Origin of the sequence: Paramagnetospirillum caucaseum, from assembly GCF_000342045.1 — a bacterium.
Lineage (GTDB): Bacteria > Pseudomonadota > Alphaproteobacteria > Rhodospirillales > Magnetospirillaceae > Phaeospirillum > Phaeospirillum caucaseum.
Window position 1 is genome coordinate 1 of record NZ_AONQ01000024.1, and the last position, 24501, is coordinate 24501.

The window sequence follows — 24501 nt, forward strand, 5'->3', positions numbered from 1 at the left end:
GCTCCAGAGTACTGGCGCAACAGGGGGAGATTTAATGTGAAGGATATTCTCGTCCATCTTGATGGTGGTGAGCGTGATTCGGTTCGTCTCGACATGGCCATCGGTCTGGCGAAGCGTCACGGCGCCGTACTGACGGGGTTATTTGCCCGGATCGACAGTTTTAAGCCCAGTGCCGTGGCGCGTCATGCCAGCGATGTCCTGGTCAAGGTTCGCAACGGGGCTAAAGCGGTCTTTGACGCCGCCGTGAAGGAGGCTGGTATTGCCTCGCGTTGGTGGCAGCTATCGCATGGCGAACCTGGTCATGTCCTGTCTGAGACCATGTTCTGTGCCCGCTACGCTGATCTGGTGGTGATGGGCCAATTCGAATCAAAGACCAAGCAGGTCCCCGAGGATCTTGTCGAACATGTGGTCCTGCATTGTGGTCGGCCGGTGCTGGTGGTGCCCCATTCCGGTTCTTTTCCAACCTTGGGAGAGCATATGGTGGTGGCGTGGAATGCCGATCGGGAAGCGGTGCGGGCCTTGAATGACGCCAAGCCGCTGATGGTTGCCACCGGGGGGGTGACTGTCTTGTCGCTGCATGCTACCACCGACGAGGGAGGCGCCAGCATGGGCGATGTTCCCCATGTGGACGTCGTCGATCATCTTTCGCGTTGGGGGATCGATGCCCGTTTGGAGCGGATGCCAGTCGATGGCCTTGATAAGATGGATGTTCTTCTGTCCCGGCTGTGCGACCTGGGGGCCGATCTGCTGGTGATGGGGGCTCACTCCCATTCTGCGTTGGTGCCGTGGCATGCGGGTGGTGCGGCCTACATACTGCGCCATATGACCATCCCAACGTTGTTGTCCAACTGACCGAAGAGAGGATGTCGGCGGCTGTCAAAAAGCTGGTTGACTCCCGTGATCAAACAGAATACATACCGACCACCTAGTATGTATTCTGCGGACCCGAGGCGATCTCGGGATTCTACTGCCATGAGAGGGGTGAGGAATGTCAGTCGCCGATATCGTCAGCCGTTGTGAACGGATGATTGAGGATCTGGATTTCAACTATGCCCGCAAGTGGAAGGCCGCCAAGCCCAGCCGCAAGGTGGTCGGCTTCCTGCCCGTCTACGCTCCGCTCGAAATGATCCATGCTGCCGGTTGCTTGCCGCTGGGGATCTTCGGCGGCGGCGACCAGATGGAAGTCATCCACGGCGATGCTTATTACCAGAGCTACATCTGCCGCATTCCGCGCTCGACCATCGAACTGGGGGTGACCAACCGCCTCGACTTCGTCGAAGGCATGATCTTCCCGTTCGTCTGCGACGTTATCCGCAACCTGTCGGGCATCTGGAAGATGATGTTCCCCAATGTGTGGACCAAGTTCTTTGACACCCCGCAGAATTTCGACGCCTCGCTGGGCGGCACCTATTACACCCAGGAACTGGTCGAGCTACGCGAGGGCCTGGAGCATCTCACCGGCCGCACGATCAGCGACGACGACATCCGCAACTCGATCCGGCTCTACAACGAGAACCGCCGCCTGGTGCGCGAGGTCTACGCCTTCCGCGCCAATCAGCCCTGGCTGGCCCCGACCTCAGAGGTCTACCTGCTGATGCGGGCCGGCCTGATGATGGATGTGGAAGAGCACAACCAGATGCTGCGCGACTACATTACCGCCGCCGCCGCCGAGGATCGGCCCAAGCGCGACAACGTGCGGGTCGCAATCTTTGGCTCGTTCTGCGAGCAGCCGCCGCTCAACCTGATCAAGTCAATCGAGATGGCTGGCTGCTATGTGGTCGATGACGACTACGCTCTGGTCAACCGTTTCCTCATGGTCGACGTCCTCACCGAGGGTGATCCACTGAAGGCACTGGCCACCACCTATATTGAAAACTCGGTGGAAACCTCGTGCAAGTACGTGCCCGACGGTAAGGTCAAGGGCAAGTTCCATGTGGATGCGGTCAAGGCCTGCGGTGCCGAGGGTGTGATCTACGCCACCCCATCCTTTTGCGACCCCGCCCTGCTGGACCGTCCAATGGTCTGCCACGCCCTCACCGAAGCAGGCATCCCCTACATCGCCTTCAAATACGCCGAAAATTCGGGCCAGATGCAGCCGATCCGCGAGCAAGCTGGCACGTTCGCCGATTCCATCAAGCTGTGGAGCTGACATCATGCGTTGTTTCATTGGCATCGATCTGGGCTCCACCACCACCAAAGCCGTGGTGATGGATGAGAACCTCCAGATCCTGGGACGTGGCATCACCAATTCGCGTTCGAACTACGACACGGCGGCGGCGGTTTCCAAGCAGGAAGCGCTGATCGACACCCGTCTGACCCTGTTCCGCCGGGCGCTCGGCTCGGTTCCGGAAGTGTCGGGCAAGGTCGACGACATCCTGTCCGACCTGGAACGCAACTTCCGTCACGTCCAGTTCCTCGAGCAGCTGGAAGACCTCCAGCAGACCTGCATCGCCAACATCAAGGGGCCGCGCTTCGCCGGCCGCGAGAAGGTGGTGATCGAGGCCCTGGAAGGCACCTTCTCGCGCCTGCGCGAGAGCTCGGCCGCCCAGTACGCCCCGGGCGTCAAGCGCAAGTCGGACTTCTTCCGCGATCTGGCCGGCGCCGAGTTCATGAGCCACGGCGAGGCGGTGTGCAAGGAGGCCGGTCTCGGCTTCGACCTGATCCTCAACGTCTATGACAAGTCGATCATCGAAGTGGAAAACCGTCCGCCGTCGGGCGACATGGAGGGCAAGTTCGTCCGCGCCCTGGAAAAGGGCACCATGACCGGCGCCTCGATCCTGGCCCCGGTGCAGTCGGCGCTCGCCATTCCGCTGGAAGAGACCTATGTGGTCGGCACCGGCTATGGCCGCGTCCGCCTGCCCTTCCCCAAGGAGCACATCCGCTCCGAGATCCTGTGCCACGGCCTGGGCGCCCATATGATGTACCCGGAAACCCGCACGGTGCTCGACATCGGCGGCCAGGACACCAAGGGCATCCAGGTGGACCCGGTGGGCATCGTCGAGAACTTCCAGATGAACGACCGTTGCGCCGCGGGCTGCGGCCGTTATCTGGGCTATATCGCCGACGAGATGAACATGGGCCTGCACGAACTCGGGCCGCTGGCCATGAAGTCCAACAAGCAGGTCCGCATCAACTCCACCTGCACCGTGTTCGCGGGTGCCGAGCTGCGTGACCGTCTGGCTCTGGGCGAAAAGCGTGAGGACATCCTGGCCGGTCTGCACCGCGCCATCATCCTGCGCGCCATGTCCATCCTGTCGCGTGCCGGCGGCGTCAAGGACCAGTTTACCTTCACTGGTGGCGTCGCCAAGAACGAGGCGGCGGTGCGCGAGCTGCGCAAGCTGATCAAGGAAAACTACGGCGACGTGACCATCAACATCGATCCGGACTCGATCTACACCGGCGCTCTCGGCGGGGCCACCTTCGCCGTCCGCGCGGTCGTGAACTGATTGGGAGGGGAGGAGACAACCCATGTCTGAACTTATCACTACCGGTGTCGACATCGGTTCGGGCTGCATCAAGACCGTCGTGTTCAAGGTCAACGGCGACAAGGTCGAATGGCTGGGCAAGGAAACCGCGCGTATCCGCAACCGCGACCCCTTCCAGCTGACCAACGAAGCCTATGACCACATGCTGAAGACGGCCGGCGTCAGCCGCTCGGACGTCTCCTATGTGGCCTCCACCGGCGACGCCGAGAATCTCAGCTTCGCCACCGGCCACTTCTACTCCATGACCACCCATGGTCGTGGCGGCCTGTACCTCAACCCCGAAGCCCGCGCCGTGCTGGATATCGGGGCCCTGAACGGCCGCGCCATCCGCATGGACGGCGTCGGCAAGGTGCTGTCCTACAAGATGACCAGCCAGTGCGCCTCGGGCTCGGGCCAGTTCCTCGAGAACATCGCCCGCTATCTGGGCATCGCCCAGGACGAGATCGGCACCCTGTCCATGAAGGCCGATGACCCCGAGAAGGTGTCGTCCATCTGCGCCGTGCTGGCGGAGACCGACGTCATCAACATGGTGTCGCGCGGCATCTCGGCCTCCAACATCCTCAAGGGCATCCATGTGTCCATGGCGGTGCGCCTGGCCAAGCTGCTGAAGTCCATCGGCGCCGTCGACGGCATCGTCCAGGTCACCGGCGGTCTGGCGCTCGACGCCGGTCTGGTCGCCGCCCTGAACGAAGCCGCCGAGCAGGAGAAGGTCAACCTCAAGGCCGTGTCCCATCCGGACTCGATCTATGCCGGCGCCATCGGCGCCGCACTGTGGGGCGCCTTCCGTCACGAAAAGCTGGCCCGCCTCGGGCAAGCGGCGTAGGAGGCATATCATGAGTAAAGTCACGATCGCCGCATTGACGGCAAAGGACCTTGAGAAGGTTGTCGAGTGTGACCGTCTGATTAGCGGCCGTTCCCGGCGTGGTTTCTTCGAGAAACGGTTTGGCGCCCAGGAGTCGGCATCCGATGGGTTCATCCAGATCGGGGCGTGGACCCATGGAAAACTGGCCGGGTTCGCCTCCGCTCATATTCTTGAAGGTGAATTCGGGGGTGGAGAGATTGTCGCCGTCCTCGACGCCCTGGGCGTAGAATCCGATGCCAGACACCAGGGAATCGGCCTTAAGTTGCTTGAAGACATAGCTTCATTGGCCAAGGCGCACGGTGCCCGGCGAATAATCAGTCAGGCTCACTGGGAACAGCTTGGGCTGGTACGTCTGTTAGCCGCATCGAAGTTCTCCATCTCGCCTCAGGTGGTGCTGGAGCGCCCCCTTACATCGCTGGAGGCTCGGGAAGATGACGCGACCATCGTTGTCCGTAGTATGAACGAGGCCGATTTCAATGCCGTGACCGCCATCGACCGCAAGGCTATGGGGCTGGATCGATCAGCCTTCTACAAGCGCAAATTTGCCGAGGTTCTAGAGCAGTCCGGGGTTCGGGTGTCGATGGTGGCCGAGCAGGATGGAATCGCCGTTGGATTTGTTATGGCGAGGGTGGATTACGGCGAATTCGGTCAAACCAGTCCGGCCGCTGTTCTTGACACCATTGGTGTCCGCCCTGGATTTGATGGCCATGGCGTTGGTGCCGCATTAATGGCCCAACTGTTCCAGAATTTGGTTTCGCTCCGTATCGAGCGTGTCCGAACCGTGGTTCCATGGAATGGGTACGGCCTTCTGTCGTTCCTGGAACGGAACGGCTTTCAGCCTACTGAGGCGCTCTCCTTCGCCCGAGAGCTCACCTAAAGTCTATCAGTCGCCGAGGACCAGGAGGCATTCCGTCACCTCCGGGTCCTCGCTTGACGTCAAAATGAAACCGCACTTTCTCGCCAGCGCCAGCATGGCGGTGTTATCCGACAGAATTTGCGCGCCGATCTCGTGGGTTTTCCGGGTCTGGTGATGGCGGATGATCTTGGTCATCAAGGTGCTGCCCAGCCCAGTTCCCTTAAGGTCGGAGCGAACCAAAATCGCAAGCTCAGCCTTGCGGTTGTCTGGGTCGGCGACCGTCCGCACAACGCCCAAGGTTTCCCACCCCTGCCCGGGAACTGGCCGGCTGGCAATGAAGGCCATCTCCCGGTCATAGTCGATCTGGGTCAGCCGGGCGAGTTGGTGGTGGCCAAATCTCTGCGGGGTACCGAAGAACCGGTAACGAAGATCTGTTTCATTCATCCGGTTCACGAGATCTGCATGGGCCTGTTCATCCTCGGGGCGAACAGGCCGAAGCACCACGGCCGAGCCATCACGGAGTGTCGCAGGTTCCTCCAGTTCGGCCGGGTAAGGCAGGATGGAGAAGCTACGGAGATCGGACTGATCCGGAGGGGCCGTCCGGATTCTCGCATCCACCGCCAGAACGCCGCGATCATCGGCGAACAGCGGATTGATGTCGCAGGCGATGATCTCTGGATTATCGGTCAGCATAGCCGACACCCTTACCAGGGCGTCGGCTATGGCGTCCAGATCGGCCGCCGGACGGCCGCCTTGGGCCTCCAGGCGCCACGAAACACGGGTCTGCGCGATCAGGCGCCGCGCCAGGGGGCGATTAAGCGGGGGCAAGGCCAGGGCGTGGTCGCGAATGACCTCCACCGCCCGCCCACCTTCGCCGAATACCAGCACCGGCCCAAACAGAGGGTCGCAAGCGATGCCGATCATCAACTGGCGTGCATGGGGCCGCAGCGCCATTTTCTGCACTCCGAAGCCGTCGAAGCGCAGTTCCGGCGAGGTTGAGGCCACCCGGTGGAAGATGGCCTCGGCGGCGGTCCGAACCGCCTCAGCGTTCTCAAGGTTGAGCGCCACGCCGCCCACATCCCACTTGCGGGGCACATCGGGCGAGGAATAGGTCAAGGCGACGGGAAAGCCCATGCGGGTGGCCGCCTGCGCCGCGTCCTCTGGTGTGGCGGCCAGGACGCTCTCCACCGTGGCGACGCCGTAGAAGGACAGCAATTCACGGGTTTCCGGGTCGGTGAGGAATCCGTCGGCGCGATCGAGTGCCCGGTCGATGATCGCGCGGGCACTCCGTCTGGCGGAGTGCAGTTCCAAAATGTCGGACGGCGGCGTTTCCAGCAGCATTTCCTGATTGCGGTGAAAGTCCACTAGATGCCGGAATCCACGGATGGCGTCGCCGATCGTCTCGTAATTGGGCAATCCCGCCTCGGCGAACAATGAGCGCGCGGTCATTGATGACTCGCCGCCGAGCCAGCAGGTCAGCAATGCACCTCCGACCCGCTGGTGAGCGGCCGCGACCGCCCTGGCGCAAGCGCCGCCGTTCGACAATGCGGTGGGGGCATGGATGACCAAGGTCGCGTCCAGGTTCGACGTTTCGACCAGTTCGGTCAGGGCCGTGCCATAACGATCGGGTTGGGCTGCCGTCTCCAGATTTATCAACCGGGCCGGCTCTCCAGCCCCGATCAGAGCCATTTCGTCCGCCGCCATCAGGGCGAGATCGGCGCCGTTGCACACGATACCCAGACGCTCGCCCTTCATATGGCGGTTGCGCGCCAAGGTCTCGACCGCCGCGAACAGCTCATCCATGTGATCGACCCGCAGCGCGCCAGCTCGGCGGGCAACCGCGTCGAACACCTCGTCCGGCGCGGCGAGGGTCTCCGACAGGAACGCTCCGATCGGGCGGTTGTTGCCGGCTCGGTTGGCTTTGATCAGCAGCAGCGGCTTGTTGCGCGCCGCCGCACGCGCCGCTGGCACGAAATCCCGACGGTTGGGGATGTCCTCCACATAGAGCAGGATGGCCCTGGCTGCTTCGTCATTGGCCAAATAGTCAAGGATGTCGCCGAAATCCACGTCTTCGCCGCCGCCCAGACTGATGAAATGGGAAAAGCCGATGCCACGGGTGTTGGCCCAGTCGAGAATGGTGGAGAACATGGCCCCGGACTGGGACACGAAGGCGATCTGACCCGGCAGGACGGGGACGTGTCCCAGGCTGGCATTCAGCCGGGCGGATGGAACCATGAGGCCCAGGCTGTCGGGGCCCAGAACGCGTAGCCCGCATGACTTTGAGGCGGCCATGAAGGTGGTACGGTCGCCAGGAGCTTCCATCATGATTGCTGCTCGGCAGCCGCGTTGCCCAAGCTGCTCGATCAAGGCCGGGGCGTCGCTTCCCGCCGTGCAGATCACAGCGAGGTCGGGAGCGACCGGCAGGGAGGCGATATTCGGATAGGCCAGTATCCCGGCCACCGCCCTCCGTCCCGCCGCCACCGGCATCACCGGGCCACCGAAGCGCCCGTCCACAAGATTGTGCATCACCGTGGCACCGAGGGAGCCCGGCTGGTCGGAGGCGCCGATCACGGCGATGGTGCGGGGAGCGAGCAGATGGGTCAGGTTGGTGATGGACAAACCCCTATCCTTTCATGGCGAAACCGGGATCATGCGTCGTGATCCATCAACCGCGTCGCCTGAGCTCGAATCTCCGGCGGGAGAGGACAGGAACGGCGTGTTTCGCGGTCGAAATGGACCGTCGTCAACTCGCAGACTGTGCAAAGGGCCTCGGGCTCGATCCGATAAAGCTCGTGGACATAGCGGATGACCTTATCGCGCACCTCCAGAACCCGGGAGCGGACTTCGATGATGTCGCCCGCTAGTAACTCTGCCCTGTAGGTAATGTTTTGCTGCACTGCCGCCATGGCGTAACGTCCCCGCAGATAGGAAGGCGTCAGCCCCATGGCCGAGAAGAATGGCCATGTCGCTTCGTCGAACTTGGAGACGTGCCACATGACGTTGACATGGCCCATATGGTCGCATTGCCACGGATAGGTGGTCCCTCGATAGGTGATAAGGATGGCCATTGCTCTAGCAATTGCTCCATTCGGGAGGGCGCTTTTCCTGGAATGCCACGAGTCCTTCCATCATGTCTTTCGTCTTGATGAGATCGACGCCGCACAGCCGCTCGACCTCGTCGAGGCGCAGTGATACCCGGTGGGCCAAAGCCCCACGAGCCGCCTTGACGGCAAACCGCAACGCGCAGGCGCTCAACGGGGCATAATGTTCGTCGAACCAAGCCAGTGCGGCTGCCTCCGGGTCTTCAGAAACGCGGTCGACCACTCCCATGCGTAGCGCTTCGTCGGCACCGACGCTGCGGCCGGTGTAAAGCAAGTCTTCCGCCGCCGCGGGGCCGATCCGCTCGGGCAGCAGGCAACTGGCGGCGGGGGCGAAGACTCCCAGCTTGATCTCGGGTTGGCCCAGCTTGGCGTCGGGAGAGCACAGAATCATGCTGCCGGCCAGGGCGACCTCCAGGCCACCACCCAGGCATTGGCCGCGAACCGCCACCAGGATGGGGCAAGGATAGAACAGCATGCGCTTCAGCAGTCCGTGCAGGACCGCCAGCATGTCGGCCATCTGGTCGGGGAAATGCTCCTCGATGCTGGCGCCGAAGCTGAAATGCGGCCCGGCATGGTCCAGCAGGACGGCGGATAGGTTCTTGTTGCCCTTCTGCGCAGCCAGGGCGGCGTCCAGGGCCTTGATCATGGCGGCATCGACGATATTGGCCTTGGGCCGATTTAGCCGCAGGCGTAGCAGCCTGCCGTCGCGGTCAAGCCAAGTCTGCAGGGGGGTATCGGTCATGAAATCCTCCCGGGCATCAACGCCTCGATCAGGTCAGGTGTCCAGGGCGCGCCTATGGCCTGGGCCTGGCGCAGAGCCACGAAGTTGACCTCGCGGCCGACCTCCTTGTTGCCCACGGCGAAGGCCTTGAATCCGGCATGGGCCTCGGTGGTCATGTTGATGGCGGCCCAGGCGCGGTTGCCCTCCTTGCTGCGGTTCCAGGCGTCGAGCTTGGGCTTGCGCAATTCCTCCAAGGTCTTGGTCAGGGCCTCGGGCGACATATGGAGGAATTTGGAGCACAGCTCCTCAACCTTGGCGTCGAGACGCGACAGGTCGATCTCGCCCTTGGCCACGATCTCCTTGGCCGCCTTGATCTCCCCACCGGCTTTGGGTTCGCCCAGGATGAATTCGCCGAACTCGTCCACCACTCGGTCAGTGACGACGGACGGGTTGGGGATGAAGCGGCTGTCGACCTTCAGCGCCGGAACCACCGCACTGATCATGCCCAACCGCCGCGCCTTGTGGGCCGAGATGGGATCGCACAGGATACCGGCGGCCATGGCCTCCTCCGCTCCGATCATCACCGGCAGGAAGTCGGTGGCACCGCCGACCATGGCGCCGCCATGCTTGGGGCCGGCCTGGCCGAACACCGCTAGATCCTGGGCGACCGATAAATCGCACGCTAGGCCCAACTCCTGGCCGCCGCCGCTACGCAGCCCGTTGACCCGGCAGATCACCGGTTTGTCGCAGGCGAGGATGGCCGAGATGGTGTCGTCGAACAGCCGCATGAACCTGCGGAATTCCTGGGGATTGCCGGCGTAATAGGTGGCGAATTCCATGGCGTCGCCGCCGGTGCAGAAGGCTTTGCTGCCGGCGCCGGTCAGCACCACCGCTACCACATCGCGGGCCTCGCCGGCGGTTCGGAAGGCTTGCTGCAACGCCTTCAGCATGTCGATGGAATAGCTGTTGAACTGCCTGGGGTTGTCGATGGTGACCCAGACGTTGAAGAGTCCTTCCGCCGCCGTCGGGTGTTTCTCATAGAGGATGCCTGGGGACGACGGCGCTGGGCAGGCGGAATGATCCACCAGCTGCGAAGGCGCGGTTTTGGTGACGATATCTTTGATCATGATCAGGGAACCAATACGACGCGCCGGGCGATCCGGCGATGATGGACGGCATCGAACACCTCGTTGATCTGGTCCAGCGGGTGTTCCTCGACGAAGGGCAGAATCTGCACCTTACCCGCCAGGACCATGTCCAGGGTCGGCCCGTAGTTGGATAGGACGCAGCCCCAGTTGCCCAGGGCGCGGCCGTGCAGCGCCATCAGGTTGGAGAGGCGAATCTCGACCTTGTCCATGGTGAAGCCCACCACCGCCAGGGTCGATCCCTTGACCATCAGGCCGAAGGCAGTTTCCTGGCCAACCTTGGTGCCCGAGCATTCGAACACGAACCACTCGATGGGGCGCAGGCCCCGTTCCTTGGCGAAGGCGGCAACGCGCTTCTTCAACTCGCGGCCATCCATCTCGCGGGCATTCAGGATCAGGTCGGCGCCATATTGACCGATCATGTCCAGCTTGACCGGGTCCACGTCGATGGCGATCACCGTTGCGCCGAAGGCCTTGGCGATCTGGACGCAATAGCCACCGACCCCGCCGACCCCATTGACGATGGCGAGGTCGCCCGGGCCGATCCCAGACTGGCTTACCGCCTGGAAGGGGGTGGTGACTGCGTCGGCCACCACCGAGACCGAGGCCAAGTTGAGACCGGCCTTGGCCAAGCGGGCTTCATCCACCGCCAGCAGGCCATGGGTGGGCGTCTTGATGTGGGACGCGAAGCCGCCATGGATGTCGTTGCCGGGCATCTTCTCGTTGATGCACAGGGTTCCCTTGCCGCGTTTGCAGGGATCGCACTCGCCGCAATGGAACACCGCCGGCACGATCACCGCCTTGTTCAGCCAGTTTTGCGCCCCGGCTCCGACGGCAACCACGCGGCCGCTGATTTCGTGGCCTAGCGTCAGCGGAAGGGCATGGTTGGTGCGAACGCCGTCGTAGTAGTAGCCAAGGTCGGTGTGACAGACGCCGCAACCGGAGATCTCGATCACCACTTCGCCGGGGCTGGGCGGGAAAGGATCGAACGCCTGCCTCTCCATGGGTTGGCCGACACCCGTCATCACCCAGCGGTAAGCTTGCTTGGACATCAAATGCTCCTTCAATCCTTGGGGTAGGTATAGAAACCCTTGCCGGTCTTCTTGCCCCACTCGCCATTTTCGTACATGTCCTTGAGGATCCGGTTGGGCTTGGCGGCCTCGACCCCGGTTTCCTCGTACTCGTCCTGGCGTGCCAGGTAGGAGACATCGATGCCGGTGGTGTCCAGCAGGCGCAGCGGCCCCATGGGGTGGCCGAGGCCCTTGGTCACCGCCAGATCGATGTCCTCGGCGCTGGCGTAGCCCTCCTCGTAGAGGCTGACCGCCTCGCGGGTCAGGGCACGGAAGATCCGGTTGACGATGAAGCCGGGAATTTCCTTGCGCATGACCACCGGGGCCTTGCCGATACGCTTGCAGAAGTCCACCACTGCATCGGTCACTTCGTCCGGAACCTTGTGGTGGACCACCACCTCCACCAGTTCCATCACCAGGGCCGGATTGAAGAAATGGATGTTCAGCACCCGGTCCGGGCGACTGGTGGTTTCGGCCAGCCTTGATCCCCGCATATTCGAGCTGTTGCTGCCGAATATGGTCTTGGCCGGACATAGCCGGTCCAGGGCCTTGAACAACTCGGCCTTGGGCTCGAACTTCTCGATGATGGCCTCGATCACCAGATCGGCGTCGGCAGCCGCCTCGGCCAGATCGGCGGTGAAGTGAAGATTGGCCAGCGCCGACGTCTTTTGCGGCTCGCTCAGCCGGCCCTTGGCCACCCGGTCATCCAGATACTGACGAGCGAAGCTTTCCGCCTCGGCCAGGCCTTCGGGACGCGAGTCGTTTAGGCTGGTCTTGAAGCCGGACAGGGCGCATTGCAGGGCGATCTGGCGCCCCATGGCACCGGCGCCGATGACGGCGATCTTTTTCATCTGTGATGTTCCCTTTTATGACAGCTTGCGCTCGGCGAATTTGGCGATGCCGTCCTTGCGATCCTTGGCGGCGTAACAGCCGGTGGAGACCTCGATGTCGAAGAGGATGGAGTGCTCCATGTCCATGGCGTGATCGATGCAGCGCTTGGCCCCCCTAACCGCCACCTGGACATTGGCCTGGACCCGCCTGGCCAGGGCCAGCGCCTCGTCCGTCAGGCTTTCGTCCGGGACGATGCGGTTGATCAGGCCGAGGTGTTCCGCCCTGGATGCGTCGATGGTGGCGGCGGTGAGGATCAGTTCCTTGGCCCGCGCCGTCCCGATCAGCTTGGGAAGCTTGCGGCAGCCGCCGGCCGCCGGGATCAATCCCCACTTGACCTCGGGCAGGGCGAAGGTGGAACGCTCGGTCGCCAGGATCATGTCGCAGGACAACGCCAGCTCGAATCCGCCGGCCAGGCAATGGCCGTTGACGGCGGCGATGGCCGGCTTGGTCTGCTTCTCCAGTTCCTCGTACATGGGGAACAGCTCGCCTAGGCGGAAGGTGTAGGCTTCGTCGTCGCTCAGGGTCTGGCGCTCCTTGAGATCGACCCCGACGCAGAACGCCTTTTCGCCCGCCGCCGCCATGATCACCACGTCGATGGTATCGTCGGCCTCGATGTCTCGGATGGCAGAACGCAAGGCCTGCACCATGGCGCGGTCGATGGCGTTCAGGGCGTTGGGGCGGTTGAGGGTCAGCACGGCGATTCGGTCGGCGCGCTTTTCCAGCAGGATTTCGGCGGCCATGCTCAACTCTCCCGCCGGATGATCATGGCGGTGGTGACGCCGCCACCACCGCAGATGGAGGCGATCCCCAGTTCCTTGTCCCGCTTGCGCAGGATGTTGTCCAAGGTCACCATGAGGCGGGCGCCGGTGCTGCCGGTGGGATGGCCCAGCGCGATGGCGCCGCCGAAGGCGTTAACCCGGGCGCGGTCCCAGCCCAACACCCGTTCGTTGGCGATCATCTGGGCGGCGAAGGCCTCGTTGACCTCGATGAAGTCCATGTCGGGCAGGGTCATCCCCGCCCTCGTCAGGGCCAGGGGGATGGACCAGCCCGGGCCGTCGCCCATGGTGGCGGGTTCGACCGCGATCTGAGCCGAGGCCACCACCGAGAACAGCGGCGCCTTACCAATAGATTTTGCATGTCCCCGGGTGGTCAGGACCAAGGCGGCGGCGGCGTCGCCCATACCGCAGGAATTACCGGCGGTGATCGAACCATCCTTCTTGAACACCGGCTTCAGCTTGGCCAGGCGCTCCAGCGAGGTGTCGGGCCGGATGGATTCGTCACGCGCCACGACGGTCTCGTCGCGGTCGCGGCTGGCGGCAAGGGTCACCGGCGCGATCTCGCTGTCGAACATTCCCGCCGCCTGGGCCTCCGCCGCCTTCTTCTGCGAGGCCAGGGCGAAGTCGTCCTGCTCCTGGCGGCCGATGGAATATTTGGCCACCAGATTCTCGGCGGTCATGCCCATGCCGTAGCCGCACAGGGGGTCGAGGGTGTCGCTCCAACTGTCGGACAGGGTCTTGTCGCCCAGCTTGAAGCCTTCCCAGCGGACGTTCTTCAGCAGATAGGGCATGGTGCTCATGGATTCCATGCCGCCGGCGACGATGATCTTGGAGCCGCCGCTGGCGAGCTCCAACCCGGCCAGCATCATCGCCTTCATGCCCGACGGGCAGGCCATGTTGACGGTGAAGACCGGCCGGTCGAGGGCGATGCCGCCGCGCACGGCGGCGGTTCGCGACGGATTGGGGCCGTTGCCCGCCTGCCGGCAATTGGCGTAGATCGCCTGATCCACCTGTTCGCCGGTGATGCCGGCCCGCTCCAGCGCGGTGCGGATGGCGACGGCGCCCAAGTCGTAGGCGGGGATGTCTTTGAAGCTGCCGCCGAAGGCTCCCATGGGGGTGCGGACGGCGCTGATGGCGACGATGTCGTTTGCGTTTGCCATGATCAGAGCCCGTAAACGCGGGCGGCGTTGCCGCGCAGGATCTTGTCGGCCACCTTTTCGGTCAGTCCTAGCTCGTTCCGGATGCTGGCGATGGACTCGGCATGGGTGATGGCCGGGTAGTTTGTGCCGTAGATCACCTTGTTCTGGCCCCGGGTCTTCATGAAATGGACCAGGGTGGGTTCCAGGTATTTCGGATTGTGGGCGTCGATGCCGAGATAGACGTTCTCGTGCTTCCAGGCTAACGAGATCATCTCCTCGGTCCACGGCCAGCCGGTATGGGCGCCGATCAGCTTCAACTCGGGGAAGTCGAGGGCGATGTTGTCGAGGTGGATGGGGCGGCCGAGTTCGTTGGGCATGTGCTCGGCGGAGTGGCCGACCTGCATGGAGACCGGGATGCCCAGTTCGACGCACTTGGCGTAAAGCGGGTAGTACAGCCGGTGGTCGAGCGGAATGCCGAAGCCGTAGGTGTGGATGTAGACGCCCTTGAATCCGTAATCCTTCACTGCCCGTTCCACGTTGCGGACACTGTCTAGTTTCTGCAGGGGATTGAAGCCGCACAGGCCCACCAGCCGGTCGGGGTGGCGACTGACAGCGGCGTGGACCTCTTCCTCGGTGATGTCCCAGACCATGGTCTTCTTCTGATAAGACATCATGCGGATGGCGGGGATCAGCGCTTTTTCCAGCCCGGCGGCGTCCATCATGGCGACGAAGTCATCCACGGTGACGCCTTTCACACGCTCCTCCATCTTCCACCACTTAATCAGCCGGTACATTTCGGGTTGGCCGTACCAGTGCCGCTCGATGGCCTCGGGAGTGAACAAATTGCAGTGGAAGTCGATGGCCATGACGGTCCTCTTCGCAGTGTTGAAGGTTTTAAGGTTGATCGGCGCCAAAGGCCCCGCCGTGGCGGAAGCTCGCGATTTCCTCGGTGGAGACGCCCCAGCGGGACAGGGCTTGTTCATCGTGCTGGCCGGCCTGTGGTGGCGGCAGGTCCAGTTCGGCGTGGGTGCGGCTGAACCGAGGCGCAGGGGCGGCCTGAATGACGCCGTCCAGGGAGCGGAAGGTTTGCCGTGCGGCGTTATGTGGATGCTCCGGGGCTTCGACCAGATCAAGAATGGGGGAAACGCAGGCGTCGGTTCCTTCGAGCAAGTCCGTCCATTCATCACGGGTTTTCCCCATGAAGGCGTGAGCCAGGATCTGCTTCTGCTCTGGCCATGTTTGAGCGTCCAATTGGTGGGATGGGTCAAGCTCCACCCCGAGGCGCTCCAGCAGTTGGCGGTAGAATTGCGGCTCGATTGGGCCGACGGCCACATGGCGGCCATCGGCGCAGGCATAGGTGTCGTAAAAATGGGCGCCGCCATCCAGGTAGTTTGACTGGCGGGAAAGGCGCCATTTACCTTCGGCGTGGAGGCCGAGGAAGCGGTTCATGGTAAGTGCGGCGGCATCCAGCATGGCACCGTCCACCACTTGGCCCAGACCGCTGCTTTTTGCCTCCAGAACGGCCGAAACTAAGCCAAAAGCCATCAACATGGCGCCGCCATAGTCTCCCACCAGATTGAGTGGGGGAACGGGCTTTGCGCTGTTGGTGCCGATGGCTTCCAGGACACCCGTGAGCGAGATGTAATTGATGTCGTGGCCGGCAGCTTTGGCCAAGGGACCTTCCTGCCCCCAGCCAGTCATTCGGCCGTAAACCAGCCGGGGATTGGCGGTCAGGCAGTGCTCCGGGCCAAGTCCTAACCGCTCCATCACCCCGGGCCGGAAGCCTTCGAGTAAGATATCGGCTTGTCCGACCAATCGCATAGTCGCCGCGATGCCCGCCGGCTTTTTTAAATCCAAGGCGACCGAGCGGCGACCTCGATTCAAGATGTCGAAGCTCGATCCCTTTCCTCTGGCATCAGAGCGATCGACACGAATCACATCCGCCCCCAGGTCGGCCAGCAACATGGCACAGAACGGGGCGGCACCAAGTCCGGCAAGTTCGACAACCTTCAGATCCGCCAAGGGCCCCATAGTGTTTGCAATCCTATCTTCACAGCCTCGCATACATACTATACAGTCGGTTTGTAAAGGTCAACGGCGAGCTTTAACCCTTTTCCGGCGATGGGGTTCCAGGGGGGGCGCTTTCGAATTGACCTGGGCGGACATTGATACTAACTGGTCAGACTGTTTTGACGGCCTATGAAGCACGATGGAACCGCGAGCCATGGATGTGACGACGAAAAAGCCGAACAAGAAAGAAGAGCAGCGAGCCGCCAGCCTGGAGAATATCCTTGCTTGTGCCTTGAACTTGTTCGTGAAGAATGGCTACCGCGCCACTACCATTGATCATATTGCGGCTAAGGCGAGGCTGACCAAGGGGGCTGTCTACTTCTACTTTAAGGCCAAGGACGCCATCATGCTTCGCCTCCTGGAGCAGGCTGAAGAGTACGTGGTAAGTCCTATCGCCAGCCATATCGCCGAGGCTGGGCCGGGGGCAGATGCTAAGCTTGTGAAATTCATTCACAGCCAGTCGATTCTCGGTCTGACGCGGCCTGAGCATGTGCTGTTGCTCATCTTGGTTTCCATCGAATTCAGCGGTGCCAGCAACGAGATAGAGGACAAGGTGAAGTCCATCTACCGTCGCATGTATACGGCTATCGAGGGGGTCATCGTCCAAGGTCAATCGGAAGGAGTCTTCCGCACGGATCTCTCTGCCCACGACCTTACCGCCATCGTCATGGCAGGCCATGATGGTGTGCTGGTTGAGTGGTACCGTCGGCCCAAGGAACTGACAGGCAAGAACCTCGCGAACACCCTTCGGGCAACCCTGTTGCACGGCATCATGAACAGAAGTTGAGTGACCCGCTGGCAAGAAGGGATGGGACACGTTTGCCGGGAAATATCTATGGGATAGAGCGTGACGCTAGGCTGTTCGGTATTGGGCTGAAGAAAGTTGCACATCTCCTAGTGTGATGGGTACACGGGCAACTCGATCTTCAGGCACAGCATGGCGTTTGGCCCCATAAAACATGAGGCGAGCGGCCAATGTAAGCATAATGAAAGGGACTGTCTTGGGCCACCAGCGTCTCGGCACGCTTCCTCGCACAAAGAAGTGGCAGCGCGTCGTCGAGATGATCGGCGGCGGTGCTGATATGCGGGACATTGCCGAGGCTACTTCCGCCGCTGCCGAGCGGGATATGATCGATGCCGGAAAGGATGAAGCGCTCCGGCACGCATTCTGGCTGTTGACCCAGATCCCATTGGCCGCGCGCATGGGCGAGCATTTCATTCCGGAACTCCGAATGCTCGGGCTCAAGCTGAGTGATCGGCCATCCCTGGTAGAGATCGTCACCGCGCTTACCGATGCTGTTGATCGCCATGTCCGAACAGCGGGCGGGCGGACGGATCTGGGCGAGATGGCACAATTGTCGGCGGCGGAAAGTCTTAATGCCGTCGCCAGTCGTGAGCTCCCTGGGCTGTTCGGGACCTCTTTCGAGGATGTCCGAGGCGCGTTGGCTGGCTTGGGAACACCCGATCAGTTCAGCGTGCTGTCGCGGGATTTTTTCGCCCGCCTGACCCGACGGCACCTGGGTTACTACCTCAGTCGTGAACTGCCAAACCATGTCGGTGTCGGCAAGCGCTTCCAGACCGCGCGCGAGCATAAGGAATTCGAGGGAGCACTCGATACCCACACCCGTGAGACGGCCAGAATCGTCAAGAAATTCTCACGGGACTGGTTCTCGAAGAGCAATTATGAGGGCGGCATCGACCAGGACAAGGCGGCCCGTTTCGGGCATGTCGCATTCGACAAGATACGCAGGGAACTGCGCAAACGGAGAGATGCTGATGGCTGAGCGGCTGGTCATCTGCGGTGGCGTAACGGGTGTGCCGGGCGCCAGGAACGTTCTGGAAATGGACGTCAATGCGCCGGAGGGCACGCCGCAGAAAGTCAATCTCCGGCTCGGAGATCTCTGCGCCCGCATGGTGCAGGATGTTCCGGCCGTGTTGGCGGACTTGCTGGAGGTGGCGTCCTATGTTTATTGCGCCGACCAGTTCACTCGGCGCGGCCGGGATGGAATGCGGAGTATGGGAGCGGAATGGCGACGCCAGTTCCGCTTCATCATTCCTGTGCGTCGCCCCGACCTCTGGAATCGTCGGGATGTGATCGAGGCATTATGCGAGACGTTGGGCTTTCTGTCTGAGGATGCCTACGCCCTTGAATTCGTCGAGCATGGTTCACCGGCCACGGGATTGCAGCCCTACCTTGATCTCGGCCATTCGGCGGATCGTGGGTTTGTTCCCGATGAGGTGATGCTGTTCTCCGGCGGCCTCGATTCCTTTGCCGGGGCGGTGGATAGTCTGATTGGCAACGGTCGCAAGGTGGCGTTGGTTAGCCATCGGGGCTCGTCCATGGTGACATCGCGACAATCGGCGCTATTGATTGCCTTGCGTAATCGGACTCGGGCCAGTCAGCTTTTTCACGTCTATGTCAGTGTCAATAAAGGTCAGGAAGAGGCCGTCGAGTTCACCCAGCGGACGCGGTCATTTTTGTTCGCGAGCCTGGGACTGGTGGTGGCGCATCTGTTCGGGCAACGCACGATCCGGTTTTACGAGAATGGTGTCGTCAGCATCAATCTACCACTGGCCGAACATGTGCTGGGCGCACGGGCCACTCGTACCACCCATCCCCATGTATTGGCCGATTTCACCTCGCTGTTCTCGCTGCTGTTGGGTGAGGCGGTCTTGGTCGAAAATCCCTATCTGTGGTTGACCAAGAGCGACGTGGTCGGTGTCATCGCCAAACATGGCTGTGCCGATCTTATTGCCGAGACATTCAGTTGCACACGCGTGCGCGAGGCGACCAAGCGCAAGCGCCATTGCGGTGTCTGCTCTCAATGTCTCGATCGTCACTTCGGCATCCTGGGGGCGGGCCTCGGTGAATACGAATCGGCCGAAGCTTATTCCGTCGATCTGTTCAAGGGCGAGCGCAAGCCCGGTACGGACGTGGTGATGGCTGAATCCTATGTGCTGAACGCCATGAAATTGGCAGGCATGTCCGAGCAAGGATTCTTCAGCACGTTCGGGCAGGCATTTCGGGTGCTACCATATCTGCCGGGGCCGCCAGACGAGGCGGCGGCGAAGATCTATGATCTGCTCCGACGTCACGGCCAGACGGTGGCCCGTGTCGTTGATTGGGAATTGGGCAACAACGCCAGTTTGACGCATACGCTGGGCCTGCCGGATACATCGCTGTTGATGTTGCTGAAATCCACGTCCATGCGATCGATGGAAACGGTGGACCCGGCTGAGGTCGAGCCGCCCGCCTCCGAGCAGGCCGCAGCTGATGTCTCCCGGCGATCCGCCAACGGACTGTTTTTCGCCGTGGATGAGGAAAAGGAGCGCATTCTTTTCCGTGGTGGTGTCGAACTCGCCGGAGCAGGATTCAAGCTCTTGCGGGCTCTGGTGGCTGATTTCGCCGCAGATGTGACGGCCGGTCTTCCGCACGAAGAGCATCGCCTGATTAAAAGCGATGCTCTTGCCGAGCGTTTGGGAATCGAGGAACCGACGTTGCGCAAGCGAGTCGTGCGGACCCGTAACGCCATCGAGAAGCAGTTCCTGGACAAGCTGGATGTTCAGATTGCCGACGATGCCGTTATCCAGAACGTCAATTGGCGTGGCTATCGCCTCAATCCCTACCTGCTCCAGATCCAGCCTGGGCAACTCGGTGACATCGGGTCCGACTGACCCGATGTCACGACTTTCCGGCCCGATGTCACAGCTTTTCCCGCAAAGCCGCAGCAATTCTCGGGCGACAGGCTCGAATATGTCACAACTTTGTTTGTGACCATCCATATCTCTCTCGGCGCGAAACCCTGAAAATCACTGCGAATTCAATCTATTGCTCTCGTTCCGACGCGGTCGGGGGCGCAATTCGTAGTGAGGTGCCATGTCACAGATCAAGTCTGACCAGCCCAAGGTGGTGACCGGTGATATCCGGCCGTTGCCGTATTTGACCCAGGAGGACATCGCCACGCGGTGGGCGATCAGCCCACGCACGCTGGAGCGGTGGCGCTGGCTGGGGATCGGCCCGCGTTACCTCAAGATCCGTGGCCGGGTGCGCTATCGCCAGGAAGACATCGACGCCTATGAGGCGGAGCAGGTGCGCGAAAGCACCTCGGCCACCGCTCCGGCGGCGGGAGGTGTCAAATGATCGCCGCCACCGCCATGCCGGTGTTGGGCGAGGGCGCCTTCCTCGCCTGGCTCGACCGCGCCGCCCCCGGCGAGCGGATCGCCTATCACGAGGGCCATCTCGGCTGCGACCGTGCTTTCCGGATATCGCACCTGCCGGAGCCGGTGCGGGCCGAGATCAATCGCGTCGCCGTCTGCGCCATGGATCTGGCCGGGCAGGGGCGGGTGGTATTGGCCCAGCGCCGGGTCGGCGAGGACCGGGTGGCCTATCTCGCTATCAAGGCGACCCCACCGAAAGCCAAAGGAGGCCGGGCATGACCGCCAATCCGTTCGAGCGCCACGGCCTCGCCCATCTGTCGGCCAGCCAGCTCAACCTGTACCGCGCCAGCCCGGCCCTGTGGGTGGTGGAATACCTGTTGAAGGTGCGCGGCAGTGTCGGTGTCGCCGCCCATTGCGGCACCTCGGTGGAGGCGGGCGTTGCCGCCGGTCTGCTCGATCCGGCCATGGCGGTGGAGGATTGCACCGCCATGGCCCAGAAGCGCTACCGCGAGCTGACCCTGCTGTCGGGCGATGCCAAGCGCGACGATAAGGGCGCCGAAATCCCCGGCATGGTCGGCCATGCCCTGGAGGCGCTCAGGCCCTACGGCGTACCCTCGGCCACCCAGCAGCGCATCGAGGTGCATCTCGACGGTGTGGCGGTGCCGGTGATCGGCTTCAAGGATTTCAGTTTCGACGCCCACGGCCTTGATGTGGACCTCAAGACCTCGGCCCGTCTGCCCTCGCAGATGAGCCAGGAGCACCGGGTCCAGGGCGCCATTTACTTCTCGGCCTCGGGCAACCGCGAGCAGCGGTTCTGCTACGCCACCAAGGCCAAGTGCACGGTGTACCGGCTGGAGGAGCCGCACGAGGCTTTGGCCCAGGCCCGGCGCATCGCGCTCGCCATGTCGCGGTTGCTGGCGCTCAGCGCCGATGCCGCAGAGATCGCCGGCCTGCTGGTGCCCGATTACTCGCAATTCCGCTGGTCGGCGGAAACCCGTGCCGCCGGGCGCGACCTCTACGGCATCTGATAACGCCAATCGCGAAGGAAACGCATCATGCCTCTTAACATCGGATCGAGCGGCGAGGCCGCCAATTACCTCAAGTTCAACGCCAAGTCGGGCCGGCTGGCCATCAATGACGCCGAAGGCGACCAGATCGAGATCGCCAACCTGACCGCCATCTTCGATCTGGAGCGTATCGTCACCGGCTGGCTGCGCTTCCGCGAAGGCCAGGCCCCCGAGCGCCTGCTCGACCATCCCAATGGCGGCAGTGCTCCCCGGCCCGAGGGCGAGGGCTTCAAGCGCGGCTTCGTGCTGCAGGTCTACAGCCGCAACGCCCTGGGCGGCGTGCGCGAGATGTCGGGCAACAGCCTGCATCTGTGCAATGCCGTCAACGCCCTCTATGCCGATTGGGAAGCGGGCCGGGACGAGCATCGCGGTCAGGTGCCGGTGGTGGTGTTGGACTCGGTGCAGCCCATGAAGGACCGCTACGGCACCAATTACCGCCCGGTGTTCCGCATCACCAAATGGGTGGAGCGCCCCGCCGATCTGGTCGAGGTGGTGGCGGTGGAATCCAATGTCCAGGCTCCCGGTGCGCGGACATCTGCCCCGTCCGGTGGGCAGAAGCCGGTGGCACCGCCCAGCCAAAGCCCGCCCCAAGCCGATCCCATGATGTCGTCCGAGTTCTGACGGACGCTGCCCCTTGGCCCCGTCGTTCCGGCGGGGTCCTTGGAGAGCGCCCCCAGCACCTTCCCTGGATCAGCCGTCGATCATGACCAACGTCACCCCTTTGCTTGAACCGGACGCAGCCATCATGCTCCGCCACCTGGAGCATCTATTCGGCGGCGATCTGGATGGCTGCCAGGACGGGCTGGTCGAAATCGCTTGGACCGACGGTGCCAGCGGTCGCCTTCAGCACGCTAGGCTGGTCGGCACCGACGATTTGGACGAGGCGGCCGAATTCGCCGCCGCCGCCAACCGCATTCCCGGCCAGAACATCTATGTCGGCGCCGCCCTGCGCCAATCCGGGACGTCGCCGTTCGGGCGGGCCGATGACAGCGATGTCCTGGCGCTGCCGGCCTTCTATGTGGATCTCGACGATGCCGGCGCCGCCGATGCCGCCAAATCCCGCTATCGGCATTGCCCGCCCACCGCCGCAGTGGTCACCGGCCGCCATCCCCATTTGCGGGTGCAATTGTGGTGGCGGCACGAATCGCCTGAGCGTGATCCAGGTCTCTGCCGCCGTCAGAACCGGGCGCTGGCCCTGGCTTTCGGCGGTGACATCAAGGTGGTCAATCCGTCCCGCGTCATGCGTCTTGCCGGATCGGTGGCGTGGCCGTCGAAGCCGGGCCGGGTGCTGGAGCGCACCGAGTTGCACACCTTCGCCGATGGCCGGCCGGTGCTGTATCTGCCCGGTCAACTGGCGAAGGTATTTCCGCCGGTGGAGGTGGTCGAACTTGCCCCGACCCCCGATATCCCCCAATCCGGCCTCGCCATCGGCAATGCCGCCCAGGGCGTCAGCGCCGGCGGGGTGATGGCGGCGGTGCGGGCCGGTGATCACTGGCACGACAACATGGTTCGCCTCGTTGGCCATTGGATCGCGCGGGGCTGGTCCGATGCCGAAATCATCGCCGCCGCCGAATCCCTGACCCTGCCGGGCTGGACCGCCGCTCAGACCCACGTCGAGGTGGCGGCCATGATCGCCGGGGGCCGCGCCAAATGGGCCATCCCCAATCCCGATCATGCTCTCGAGGAGGATTTCAGCTCGGGGCCGCCGCTGGAGCCGGGCTTTCTCGACGCCTTCGCGCCCGGCCTGATCCCCCGTCGCCGCTGGATACTGGGCCGCATGCTGCTGCGCCGGGCGGTGACGGTGATGGTGGCGCCACCCGGCGTCGGCAAATCAACCCTCAGCATCGAGCAGGCGGTCGCCGTCGCCACCGGCCGCGAGATCACCAATCTCGCCGTCCACGAATCGGCCAGGGTGTGGCTCTACAACAACGAGGATGATCTCGACGAACTCAAGCGCCGTCTTGCCGCCGTGCTGGAATTCTGGCGCATCCCCTTCGCCGAGATCCGGGGCCGCGTGGCTTTGAACAGCGGCGCCGACCATCCCCTGCTGGTGGCGACGCGAGACAGCGCCGGCAATGTGGTGCGCCGCCCCGACGTCGATGCCTGCATCGAGCATGTTCGCCGCCATGCCATCGGCGTGCTGGTGGTCGATCCCTTCGTCGAGACCCATGCCGCCGACGAAAACAGCAATGACCAGATGAAGGCGGTGGCGGCCATGTTCCGCGACATCGCCCAGAAGGGCGATTGCTCCGTGCTGCTGGTGCATCATACCGCCAAGCCGCCGCAAGGCTCCAGCGACGGCCATGCCGGCAACATGAACACCGCGCGTGGCGCCAGCGCCTTGCCGGGCATCGCCCGCGTGGTGCAGACCCTGTTCTCCATGAGTCCGTCCGATGCCGAGAAACTCAACGTTCCGGCTGAGAACCGCCATCGCTACATCCGCCTCGACGACGCCAAGGCCAATCTCGGCCTGATCTCGGCCGATGCCCGCTGGTTCCGGCGCGAAGGCGTCACCATCGCCAATGGCGACGAGGTCGGGGTTCTGGTGCCGGAGGATCTGGCCGACATCGCCGCCACGATGACCGCCCAGGTGGCCCCCGACGTTCTCGATACCGTACTGGCCGAGATCGGCCGCGCCTGGGACTGCGGCGATCCCTACAGCGATGCCCCCCAGGCCCGCGACCGTCATCTGCTCAAGGCGCTGCCGCCCCGGCTCGGTCTGCCGACCGAACTGGTCCGCGCCGCCTATCTCCGGCTGTGCGATCTGCGCCGGCTCAAGGTCGATGTGGTCGACCGCAATTCCAAGCGCAAGGGCTTGCGGCCGGTATCCGGTGCTGCGGAGGTCCCCAATGACGCAACAGATTGAAACCACAGAATTTGCGGAAGTTGCGGAAGTCTTGCGGAAGTTCCTTCTCCGCAACCTCCGCGCCGACTGCGGAAGTTTACGGAAGTCCGCGGAGGTTAACTTCCGCAACCTCCGCAAATCGACAGATCAGAACGGGATAACCAATTGGAAACACAGGGCTTATCCCGCTTGCGGAAGTCCAGTGCGGAAGTCACGGAGGTTGACCGCTAACCCATTGATTTTGCATGCGGAGGTTTGCGGCGGAAGTTCCTCCCCCCATACCCCCCTCTGCGCGTATGCGCGCGCGAGGATCTC

23 protein-coding genes are annotated in these 24501 nt (G+C 62.9%); 13 read left to right on the plus strand and 10 right to left on the minus strand.

Features of this window, described 5'->3' with window-relative positions; translation table 11 throughout:
* The 5 genes from H261_RS10285 to H261_RS10305 all read left to right on the plus strand — a co-directional run.
* The coding region (locus H261_RS10285; protein WP_008617079.1) for a universal stress protein at positions 1-852 on the plus strand (852 nt) is incomplete at its 5' end.
* A 136-nt stretch (positions 853-988) separates the two neighbouring features.
* On the plus strand, positions 989-2149 hold the full coding sequence (gene bcrC / locus H261_RS10290) for a benzoyl-CoA reductase subunit C (RefSeq protein ID WP_040476196.1): 1161 nt from the start codon (positions 989-991) through the stop codon (positions 2147-2149).
* A gap of 4 nt (positions 2150-2153) precedes the next feature.
* Positions 2154-3446, plus strand: a complete 1293-nt coding sequence (bcrA, locus tag H261_RS10295) for a benzoyl-CoA reductase subunit A (RefSeq protein ID WP_008617089.1) — start codon at positions 2154-2156, stop codon at positions 3444-3446.
* Positions 3447-3468: 22 nt separating this feature from the next.
* The gene (gene bcrD / locus H261_RS10300) at positions 3469-4308 is read left to right on the plus strand and encodes a benzoyl-CoA reductase subunit D (RefSeq protein WP_008617091.1); all 840 of its coding nucleotides are present in this window, start codon (positions 3469-3471) and stop codon (positions 4306-4308) included.
* 10 nt (positions 4309-4318) lie between these two features.
* Positions 4319-5224 (plus strand): GNAT family N-acetyltransferase, encoded by a 906-nt coding sequence (locus H261_RS10305; protein ID WP_008617102.1) that lies wholly within the window; start codon positions 4319-4321, stop codon positions 5222-5224.
* A gap of 6 nt (positions 5225-5230) precedes the next feature.
* On the opposite strand, the gene H261_RS10310 is transcribed toward H261_RS10305, so the two are convergent.
* From H261_RS10310 to H261_RS10355, 10 genes are read right to left on the minus strand one after another with little or no spacing between them, the layout of a single operon-like run.
* On the minus strand, positions 5231-7822 hold the full coding sequence (locus H261_RS10310; protein ID WP_008617104.1) for a bifunctional acetate--CoA ligase family protein/GNAT family N-acetyltransferase: 2592 nt from the start codon (positions 7820-7822) through the stop codon (positions 5231-5233).
* A gap of 29 nt (positions 7823-7851) precedes the next feature.
* Positions 7852-8271, minus strand: coding sequence for an acyl-CoA thioesterase (locus tag H261_RS10315; RefSeq protein ID WP_008617106.1), 420 nt, complete (start codon positions 8269-8271; stop codon positions 7852-7854).
* Between the two features lie 4 nt (positions 8272-8275).
* Positions 8276-9046, minus strand: coding sequence for a cyclohexa-1,5-dienecarbonyl-CoA hydratase (locus H261_RS10320; protein WP_008617108.1), 771 nt, complete (start codon positions 9044-9046; stop codon positions 8276-8278).
* The gene (oah, locus tag H261_RS10325; RefSeq protein WP_008617109.1) at positions 9043-10152 is read right to left on the minus strand and encodes a 6-oxocyclohex-1-ene-1-carbonyl-CoA hydratase; all 1110 of its coding nucleotides are present in this window, start codon (positions 10150-10152) and stop codon (positions 9043-9045) included. The genes H261_RS10320 and oah overlap by 4 nt, the downstream gene beginning before the upstream one ends.
* Before the next feature lie 2 nt (positions 10153-10154).
* A complete protein-coding gene (gene had / locus H261_RS10330) occupies positions 10155-11222 on the minus strand; it encodes a 6-hydroxycyclohex-1-ene-1-carbonyl-CoA dehydrogenase (protein WP_008617110.1) in 1068 nt (355 codons plus the stop codon).
* 11 nt (positions 11223-11233) lie between these two features.
* Positions 11234-12091, minus strand: a complete 858-nt coding sequence (locus H261_RS10335; RefSeq protein WP_008617111.1) for a 3-hydroxyacyl-CoA dehydrogenase family protein — start codon at positions 12089-12091, stop codon at positions 11234-11236.
* A gap of 15 nt (positions 12092-12106) precedes the next feature.
* Positions 12107-12871 (minus strand): enoyl-CoA hydratase/isomerase family protein, encoded by a 765-nt coding sequence (locus H261_RS10340; protein ID WP_008617112.1) that lies wholly within the window; start codon positions 12869-12871, stop codon positions 12107-12109.
* A 2-nt stretch (positions 12872-12873) separates the two neighbouring features.
* Complete coding sequence (locus H261_RS10345; protein ID WP_008617113.1) at positions 12874-14067, minus strand: acetyl-CoA C-acyltransferase; 1194 nt, start codon at positions 14065-14067, stop codon at positions 12874-12876.
* Between the two features lie 2 nt (positions 14068-14069).
* A complete protein-coding gene (locus H261_RS10350) occupies positions 14070-14912 on the minus strand; it encodes an amidohydrolase family protein (protein ID WP_008617114.1) in 843 nt (280 codons plus the stop codon).
* Positions 14913-14940: 28 nt separating this feature from the next.
* Positions 14941-16077, minus strand: a complete 1137-nt coding sequence (locus H261_RS10355) for a CaiB/BaiF CoA transferase family protein (protein ID WP_008617121.1) — start codon at positions 16075-16077, stop codon at positions 14941-14943.
* A 193-nt stretch (positions 16078-16270) separates the two neighbouring features.
* Between H261_RS10355 and H261_RS10360 the strand changes: the two genes are divergently transcribed.
* The 8 genes from H261_RS10360 (at position 16271) to H261_RS10395 (ending at position 24207) form a co-directional block, all read left to right on the plus strand.
* On the plus strand, positions 16271-16903 hold the full coding sequence (locus tag H261_RS10360; RefSeq protein ID WP_008617123.1) for a TetR/AcrR family transcriptional regulator: 633 nt from the start codon (positions 16271-16273) through the stop codon (positions 16901-16903).
* A gap of 214 nt (positions 16904-17117) precedes the next feature.
* Positions 17118-17900 (plus strand): hypothetical protein, encoded by a 783-nt coding sequence (locus H261_RS25425; protein WP_040476225.1) that lies wholly within the window; start codon positions 17118-17120, stop codon positions 17898-17900.
* Entirely contained in the window at positions 17893-19791 is a 1899-nt protein-coding gene (locus tag H261_RS10370; protein ID WP_161625023.1) for a 7-cyano-7-deazaguanine synthase, read from the plus strand. The genes H261_RS25425 and H261_RS10370 overlap by 8 nt, the downstream gene beginning before the upstream one ends.
* Before the next feature lie 202 nt (positions 19792-19993).
* Positions 19994-20257 (plus strand): helix-turn-helix transcriptional regulator, encoded by a 264-nt coding sequence (locus H261_RS10375; protein WP_008617132.1) that lies wholly within the window; start codon positions 19994-19996, stop codon positions 20255-20257.
* Positions 20254-20553, plus strand: a complete 300-nt coding sequence (locus H261_RS10380; RefSeq protein ID WP_008617144.1) for a hypothetical protein — start codon at positions 20254-20256, stop codon at positions 20551-20553. Before H261_RS10375 ends, H261_RS10380 begins: the two co-directional genes overlap by 4 nt.
* Positions 20550-21302 carry a PD-(D/E)XK nuclease family protein gene (locus H261_RS10385; protein WP_008617145.1) on the plus strand — a complete coding sequence of 251 codons (753 nt, stop codon included), beginning with the start codon at positions 20550-20552 and terminating at the stop codon, positions 21300-21302. The genes H261_RS10380 and H261_RS10385 overlap by 4 nt, the downstream gene beginning before the upstream one ends.
* 27 nt (positions 21303-21329) lie before the next feature.
* Positions 21330-21962 (plus strand): hypothetical protein, encoded by a 633-nt coding sequence (locus tag H261_RS10390; protein ID WP_008617146.1) that lies wholly within the window; start codon positions 21330-21332, stop codon positions 21960-21962.
* Between the two features lie 82 nt (positions 21963-22044).
* Positions 22045-24207, plus strand: coding sequence for a helicase RepA family protein (locus H261_RS10395; protein ID WP_008617147.1), 2163 nt, complete (start codon positions 22045-22047; stop codon positions 24205-24207).
* The last annotated feature ends 294 nt before the right edge of the window (positions 24208-24501 follow it).